Annotated in this window: 7 protein-coding genes and 1 pseudogene; 4 read left to right on the forward strand and 4 right to left on the reverse strand. The window is 71.1% G+C overall.

From position 1 onward, the window contains the following. The first annotated feature begins 51 nt into the window (after positions 1 to 51). From ACJA3G_RS25390 to ACJA3G_RS25400, 3 genes are all read left to right on the forward strand, one after another. On the forward strand, positions 52 to 999 hold the full coding sequence (locus ACJA3G_RS25390) for an ATP-binding cassette domain-containing protein (protein WP_406555364.1): 948 nt from the start codon (positions 52 to 54) through the stop codon (positions 997 to 999). Between the two features lie 193 nt (positions 1,000 to 1,192). Further along, the gene (locus ACJA3G_RS25395; RefSeq protein ID WP_406555369.1) at positions 1,193 to 2,080 is read left to right on the forward strand and encodes an ABC transporter permease; all 888 of its coding nucleotides are present in this window, start codon (positions 1,193 to 1,195) and stop codon (positions 2,078 to 2,080) included. 166 nt (positions 2,081 to 2,246) lie between these two features. Then, entirely contained in the window at positions 2,247 to 2,852 is a 606-nt protein-coding gene (locus ACJA3G_RS25400; protein ID WP_406555365.1) for a TetR/AcrR family transcriptional regulator, read from the forward strand. Between the two features lie 47 nt (positions 2,853 to 2,899). On the opposite strand, the gene ACJA3G_RS25405 is transcribed toward ACJA3G_RS25400, so the two are convergent. The 3 genes from ACJA3G_RS25405 to ACJA3G_RS25415 all read right to left on the reverse strand — a co-directional run bounded on the left by ACJA3G_RS25405 (position 2,900) and on the right by ACJA3G_RS25415 (position 6,523). Then, positions 2,900 to 4,252 carry a M28 family metallopeptidase gene (locus ACJA3G_RS25405; RefSeq protein WP_406555366.1) on the reverse strand — a complete coding sequence of 451 codons (1,353 nt, stop codon included), beginning with the start codon at positions 4,250 to 4,252 and terminating at the stop codon, positions 2,900 to 2,902. 290 nt (positions 4,253 to 4,542) lie between these two features. Further along, entirely contained in the window at positions 4,543 to 5,454 is a 912-nt protein-coding gene (gene rarD, locus ACJA3G_RS25410) for an EamA family transporter RarD (RefSeq protein ID WP_406555370.1), read from the reverse strand. A gap of 175 nt (positions 5,455 to 5,629) precedes the next feature. Beyond that, positions 5,630 to 6,523 (reverse strand): SDR family oxidoreductase, encoded by an 894-nt coding sequence (locus tag ACJA3G_RS25415; RefSeq protein ID WP_406555367.1) that lies wholly within the window; start codon positions 6,521 to 6,523, stop codon positions 5,630 to 5,632. A 104-nt stretch (positions 6,524 to 6,627) separates the two neighbouring features. Here ACJA3G_RS25415 and ACJA3G_RS25420 point away from each other — a divergent pair, with 104 nt between their 5' ends. Next, entirely contained in the window at positions 6,628 to 7,047 is a 420-nt protein-coding gene (locus ACJA3G_RS25420) for a winged helix-turn-helix transcriptional regulator (RefSeq protein WP_406555368.1), read from the forward strand. Here ACJA3G_RS25420 and ACJA3G_RS25425 read toward each other — a convergent pair. After that, a pseudogene (locus tag ACJA3G_RS25425) lies at positions 7,037 to 7,217 on the reverse strand (2-oxoacid:ferredoxin oxidoreductase subunit beta); the annotation flags it as partial. The gene ACJA3G_RS25420 and the pseudogene ACJA3G_RS25425 overlap by 11 nt on opposite strands.

Below are 7,217 nucleotides of genomic sequence, written 5' to 3' on the forward strand. Positions count from 1 at the left end.
CCCCGCCCCTTCCCTTGCCGGGGCGTAGCACCCGGCAAGGGAAGGGGCGGGGTGGGGAACTCTCCATCGGTCATCGAGACGCGCGGTCTCACCAAGAGGTACCGCGGTGGCCAACTGGCCGTGGACGGGCTGGACCTCACCGTCCCCGGCGGCAGCATCTTCGGCTTCCTCGGCCCCAACGGCTCGGGCAAGACGACCACCATCCGCATGCTGATGGGCCTGATCGCGCCGACCTCCGGCACGGCCCGGGTCCTCGACAGCCCCATGCCCCACGCGGGCCGCACGGTCCTGCCGCAGGTGGGCGCCCTGATCGAGGGCCCCGCGCTGTACGGATTCCTCTCCGGCCGCGACAACCTCGTCCGGTACGACTCCGCCGACCCGACCGCCGACCCCCGCACCCGCGCGAGCCGGGTCGCCCACGCGCTGGACCGGGTCGGTCTTGCCGCCGCGTCCGGTAAGAAGGCGCGGGCGTACTCGCTGGGTATGAAGCAGCGGCTGGGGCTCGCCGCCGCGTTGCTCCAGCCCCGCAAGCTGCTGGTCCTTGACGAGCCGACCAACGGCCTCGACCCGCAGGGCATGCGGGAGATCCGCGCCCTGGTGCGCGAGCTCGCGGCCGACGGCACCACGGTCTTCCTCTCCTCGCACCTCCTCGACGAGATCGAGCAGCTCTGCACGCACGCGGCGGTGATGACCCAGGGCCGGCTGGTCGTCCAGGGCGAGGTGGCCGAGCTGGCGGGGGGCAACCGCGGCCGGCTCGCGGTCACCACCCCGGACCCGGCCGACGCGGCCCGGCTGCTCAAGGAGCGCGGGGTGGCGGACGTGACCGTGGACGGAGACCGGGTGACCGGCGAGCTCCCGCCGGACGAGGTGGAACTGGCCGAGCTCAACGCGGCGCTGGTGCACGGCGGCGTACGGGTGAGGGCCTTCGGGGTCGAACGGGCCTCGCTGGAGGACGCCTTCGTGGCGCTGACGGGGGAGGGGTTCGATGTCGCGGGCTGAGGTGAACGCGGCGCAGGACGCGCCCATGCAGAGCACCACGGCCGGGTCGGCAGGTCCGAGCGGGACGACCGGTCCGAGCGGTCCGGTCGGTCAGGCTGGTCCGGCCGGTGCGAGTGGTTCAACCCGTGTGGCCGGTCCGAGCGGTCCAGCCGATCCAGCCGGTCCGAGCGGTTCCGGTGTGGGGCGGGTCGAGGTGGCGCCGGCGACCTCCGGCGCGGCCGGTGCCGAGGACCGGCGGCCGGGCGCCCTCTGGACGCTCGGGCTCTTCCGGTCCGAGCTGGTGACCGTCGTACGGCGGTGGCGCACCCTCGCGCTGCTCGGGGTCCTCGCGGTCGTCCCGATCCTGATCGGCATCGCCGTGAAGATCGAGACACGCGGCGGCGGCTCTGCCGGACCCGACGGCGGTGGCGGTCCGGCCTTCATCTCGCAGATCACCAACAACGGACTGTTCCTCGTCTTCGCGGGGCTCGCCGCGACCCTCCCCGTCTTCCTGCCGATGGCGATCGGCGTGGTCGCGGGCGACGCGATAGCGGGCGAGGCCAACGCGGGCACCCTGCGCTATCTGCTCGTCGCCCCGGCGGGCCGGACCAGGCTGCTGCTCGCGAAGTACGCCTCGACGCTCGCGTTCTGCCTGCTGGCGACCCTGGTCGTGGCGGCGTCCGGGCTCGCGGTAGGGGCGCTGCTCTTCCCGCTCGGCGACCTCACGACCCTCTCCGGTACGGAGGTATCGTTCGCCGAGGGGCTGGTGCGCGTGCTCGCGGTCGCCGGGGCGGTGGCCCTGTCGCTGACCGGCGTGGCCGCGCTCGGCCTGTTCATCTCCACCCTCACCGGCAGCGGTGTCGCGGCGATGGCGGCGACGGTCGGTCTGCTGATCACCGTGCAGATCCTGGACCAGATCCCCCAGCTGCACGCGATACAGCCCTACCTCTTCCCGCACTACTGGCTGTCCTTCGCGGACCTGCTGCGGGTGCCGGTCTACTGGGACGAGCTGGTGAAGAACCTGGAGTTGCAGGCGCTGTACGTGGCGGTGTTCGGATCGGCGGCCTGGGCGCGCTTCACGGCGAAGGACATCACGGCCTGAGCACGAAAGGCGCCTGGGAGACGGGGGTGGGCGAAGAGAAACGGGACGGCCGTGCGAGCCGACCCCCGTGGCGGCTCGACACGACACGTGCCGTTTCCTTGGCACATTCTTGGAGCAGACCATTCCGCTGTCAATACGCTACGGACCGTCCTCGTAGACTCGCCCCGTGACCGAGCCGCCACGCCACGCCCCCAACCCCCGGCGCCGGAGCGAGAGATCGCGCCGCGCGATCCTCTCCGCGGCCCTCGAATTGTGCTCGGAAAACGGCTATGGACGCGTGACGATCGAGGGCATCGCCGCTCGTGCCGGGGTGAGCAAGAAGACGATCTACCGCTGGTGGGCGACGAAGGGCGCGGTGCTCCTGGAGGCCGTGATCGAGGCCGTGGTCAGTACGTCGCCACTGCCCGACACGGGCGACGTGGACACCGACATCGTGACGCATGTCACCAGCGTGATGCGGGTCTTCACCTCTCCGGTGATCGGCCCCGCGTACACGGGGATCCTCTCCGAGCTGCTCCATGACGAGGCACTGGCCACGGCCGTCAACGAGGCGCTCGTCGTGCCGCGGGTGGCGCTGGTGTACGAGCGGCTGCGCGCGGGCCAGCGGGCGGGCCAGTTGCCACCGGACGCCGATCTGGAGCTGGCGGTGGAGATGCTGTACGGGCCGCTGTACTACCGGCACGCGCTGAAGCGGCCGTTCCACGACCCGGACAGGATCGCGGTGCTGGTCGCCCACGTCATGCGCGCGCTACGAGCTTCGGCCGCGAGCTGAAACGGGTATGCGCGTGCGGTACATGCACGCGCATACCCGCTGAGAGGTCAGAAGGTCAGCTTCCAGCTGTTGATGTAACCGGTGTCCTGCGGCCCCTTGTCCTGCACCTTCAGCTTCCACGTCCCGTTCGCCGTCTCGGTGGAGGCGTTGACGGTGTACGTGGTGTCGATGTTCGGCGTGGCGTCCGACGAGGAGTTGTGCAGCCGGTACGCCTTGCCGCTCGGGCCGATGAGGTCGACCACGAGGTCGCCGCTGTACGTGTGGACGATGTTCACCCCGACCTTCAGCGCGGAGGGCGCGTTGCCCGTACGCCCGGTCACGGAGACCGACGAGGTCACGGCCGCGCCGGGGGAGTCCGGGATGGTGACGTCCGCGGTGTTCTCGTACGTGTCGCCGGTGGGCGGGGTGGTGGTTCCGGCGGACAGCTGCCACAGCGCGTAGGCGATGGCATCAGTGTTGTGGTCGAGCGCCGTGTCGTTGAGGTTGGCGCTGGTGTCGCAGGAGGAGTGGTAGCAGGCGTCGAACGCGCGGCCCGCCGTGCCGCCCCACTTCTGGGCCTGGGCCGAGGTCTTGGTGTAGTCGGCGCCGGAGAAGAGACCGCCGACGCGTATCCCGGCGTTCTTGAACGGGGCGTGGTCGGAGCGGCCGTCGCCCTCCGTCTCGATCTCGGTGGGTATGGAGAGGGTCGCGAAGTAGTCCTTGAAGACCTTCTCCAGGGCCGGGTCGTCGTCGTAGACGAAGTAGCCCGGGTTGGGCGAGCCGATCATGTCGAAGTTCAGATAGGCGGAGATCCTGCCGCGGTCGCCCGTCGAGAGGCTGTTGACGTAGTACTTGGAGCCGACCATGCCCAGCTCCTCGGCGCCGAACCAGCCGAAGCGCAGGTGCTTGTCGGGCTTGAGCTGTGCGCGGGAGACGGCGAGCGCGGTCTCCAGGATGCCGGCCGAGCCGGAGCCGTTGTCGTTGATGCCGGGGCCCGCGGTGACCGAGTCGAGGTGCGCGCCCGCCATCACCGTCTGCGAGGTGTCGCCGCCGGGCCAGTCGGCGATCAGGTTGTAGCCGGTGGCGCCGGAGGAGGTGAACTGCTGGACGGAGGTGGTGAACCCGGCTGCGTCCAGCTTGCCCTTCACGTAGTCGAGGGAGGCCTTGTATCCGGCACGGCCGTGGGCACGGTTGCCGCCGTTGGCGTTGGCTATCTGCTGGAGCTGGGTGAGGTGCGCCTTGACGTTGGCGATCGGTATGTCCGGCGCGGCGGCGGCGACCGGGGTGGCGGCGGGGGCGGCCTGTACGGCTGGGGCGCCGAGGCCGATACCGAGGCTGAGGGCCGCGGCGGTGGCAGTGGCGGTGGCCGCGATGCGGGCCGCGCGGGTGGTTCTGGGGTTTGTGGGGTGCTTGATGCGCATGTGGGGGCTCCGTATTCCGTTCGGGGATGGGACGGAAACGCGAGCCTGATGTTCAGGGAGAGGTTGACTCAGCGTCAAGAACGGATTCCGGTCACGGGTGTCCGATGGACGGACAGTGGCCGGAAGTGGAGCTCAGGCCCCGCTCGTCCCCCTCAGCCCTCCGGCCCGCAGACCAACACGGAGCCGACGACCAACACGGAGCCCGCAGACCAACCCGAAGCCCGCAGATCAACCCGGGGCCGAGGCGGGGCCCCCTTGCGTAAATTGGTACCCCGGGAGCACCGGCCAGGTCAGCGCGCCCCCCGCGCGGGCAGGGGTTCCACCGGCAGCGGCTCCACGTGGCATTCGGCCGCCGCTGCCGCCAGCGCCGCCCTCCCCCGCCGAGCCGCCCGCAGCGCATCCCACGTGAGCAGCGACAGCGCCAGCCACACCAGCGAGAACCCGGCCCACCGCTCGGGCGGCATCGCCTCGTGGAAGTACAGGATGCCCAGACCGAACTGGAACACCGGCGCCAGGTACTGGAGCAGCCCCAGCGTGGACAGCGGCACCCGTATCGCCGCCGCCCCGAAGCAGACCAGCGGCGCCGCCGTGACGATGCCGGTCGCCGCGAGCAGCGCCCCGTGACCCGCGCCCTCGGACGCGAAGGTCGCCTCCCCGCGCGTCCCCAGCCACACCAGATACGCCAGCGCCGGCACGAACTGCATCGCCGTCTCGGCCGCCAGCGACTCCAGCCCGCCGAGGTTCACCTTCTTCTTCACCAGCCCGTACGTGGCGAACGACAGCGCCAGCGTCAGCGAGATCCACGGCGGCCTGCCCGCCCCCACCGCCAGGACGACCACCGCCACCGCGCCGGTCGCCACCGCCACCCACTGCACCGGGCGCAGCCGCTCCTTGAGCAGCAGCACGCCCATCGCGATGGTGACCAGCGGGTTGATGAAGTAGCCGAGGGACGCCTCGACGACATGGCCGGAGTTCACCGACCAGATGTAGACGCCCCAGTTGACCGTGATCACGGCGGCGGCGAGCCCGATGAGCGCCAGCCGGCGCGGCTGGCGCACGAGTTCGCCGATCCACGCCCAGCGGCGCAGTACGAGGAGCGCGATGCCGACGAAGCCGAGGGACCACACCATCCGGTGGGCCAGGATCTCGACCGGGCCGGCCGGTTTCAGAAGCGGCCAGAAGAGAGGGACGAGGCCCCACATCCCGTAGGCGCCGATCCCGTACAGCAGTCCTGCCCGCTGCTCACCGGCTGCGGTTGTCGGTTCTTCGGCCACTGGCCCTCCCTGCGCGCGCGTCGACGAAATCGACGGTAGCGTCAGGTGGCTACGCCTGTCATGCCCTATATCCGAAAACGGTCCTGACCATCGAGCGATCCGTTCAGGCCACGGTCGCCGCGGTCGACTGGGCGGTCGACTGGGCGACGGCCTGGGCGATCGACTGGGCGATCGGCGTCGTCGGCCGGCCGATCAGCCGCGACAGCTCGCCGGACGTGCCCGCGAGCCGGCCCCGCTCGATCGCGAGGTCCACATCGACCAGGATCTCGGCGAACGGCGCCGGGATGCCCGCGCCCGTGAGGATGCCGAGGTGCACCTCGGGGGTCACGGCCCGGTAGTCGATCTCCTTGCCGGTGACCCGCGCGACCTCCGCCGCGTACTCGGCGAAGGACCACGCCACGTCGCCGCTGAGCTCGTACGCCCGGCCGAGGTGCCCCTCGCCGGTCAGCACCGCCGCCGCAGCCGCCGCGTAGTCGGCACGGGCAGCCGAGGCCACCCGGCCCTCGCCCGCGTTGGACACGACCGCGCCGTGCGCCAGGACCGGCTCCAGGTGGGCGGTGTAGTTCTCGGTGTACCAGCCGTTGCGCAGGAAGGTGTACGGCAGCCCCGAGTCGAGGATCAGCTCCTCGGTGGCCCGGTGCTCGTCCGCCAGGACGAAGTCGGCCTGCGGCCCGCCGAGGATGCCGGTGTACGCGAGCTGCGCCACCCCGGCCTCCTTCGCCGCCGCGATCACGGCGGTGTGCTGCGCCACCCGCTGCCCGACCTCGCTGCCGGAGATCAGCAGGACACGGTCACCGGCGCGGAAGGCCCCGGCCAGCGTCTCGGGCGCGCTGTAGTCGGCGATCCGCAGCTCCACACTGCGCTCGGCGAGCCCGGCGGCCTTCTCCTTGTTCCGTACGACGGCGGCTATCCCGTCCGCGGGGACCCCCGCGGTCAGCAGCTCGTCGATGACGAGACGGCCGAGGGCTCCGGTGGCTCCGGTGACGACGATGCTCATGGCGGTGACTCCTTGGCTCTGGGCTCCCGTGCGGAGCCCGTGCCACTCACCGTACGGCGGGCGCTAACCATTCGTAAGTACCCACCTTGAAGTAAGGTACTGGTATGGCAGTAAGTACCCCGGGCGGCGCCCGGCCCACCGAGGACCTCCGCGAGGCGATGTGCCCGCACCGGCTCGTCCTGGAACACGTCACCAGCCGCTGGGGCGTCCTCGTCCTCCTGGCGCTGACGGAGCGGTCGTTCCGGTTCAGCGAGCTGCGCAGGCACGTCGGCAAGGTCAGCGAGAAGATGCTGACCCAGACCCTTCAGACGCTGGAGCGCGACGGCTTCGTACACCGCGACGCCAAGCCGGTCATCCCGCCCCGCGTCGACTACTCCCTGACCCCGCTCGGCCGGGAGGCAGCCGAACGCGTCCAGGCCCTCGCCGAGTGGACCGGCGTACGGATGGAAGACGTGGAGCGGGCCCGCGCCGCGTACGACGAGGCCCGCGCGGCCCGGTCTACGGCTGGTGGTGTCAGGGGGTGACGGTCCAGGTGTCGTTGCCGGTGAGGAGGGTAGTGAGGTCGCCTTTGCCGTGTTGTTCGATGGCGTGGTCGAGTTGGTCGGTCATTTGGGTGTCGTAGACGGGGCGGTGGGTGCTGCGGAAGACGCCGATGGGGGTGTGGTGGAGGGTGTTGGGGTCAGCGAGGCGGGAG

The organism is Streptomyces sp. YS-3, assembly GCF_045257485.1.
GTDB lineage: Bacteria > Actinomycetota > Actinomycetes > Streptomycetales > Streptomycetaceae > Streptomyces.

Bases quoted from the DNA above. Each gene is read 5' to 3' on its own strand.
- ACJA3G_RS25405 (WP_406555366.1), bottom strand. From the start codon at position 4,252: ATGCGCATCAAGCACCCCACAAACCCCAGAACCACCCGCGCGGCCCGC.
- ACJA3G_RS25420 (WP_406555368.1), top strand. From the start codon at position 6,628: ATGGCAGTAAGTACCCCGGGCGGCGCCCGGCCCACCGAGGACCTCCGC.
- rarD (WP_406555370.1), bottom strand. From the start codon at position 5,454: ATGTGGGGCCTCGTCCCTCTCTTCTGGCCGCTTCTGAAACCGGCCGGC.
- ACJA3G_RS25415 (WP_406555367.1), bottom strand. From the start codon at position 6,523: ATGAGCATCGTCGTCACCGGAGCCACCGGAGCCCTCGGCCGTCTCGTC.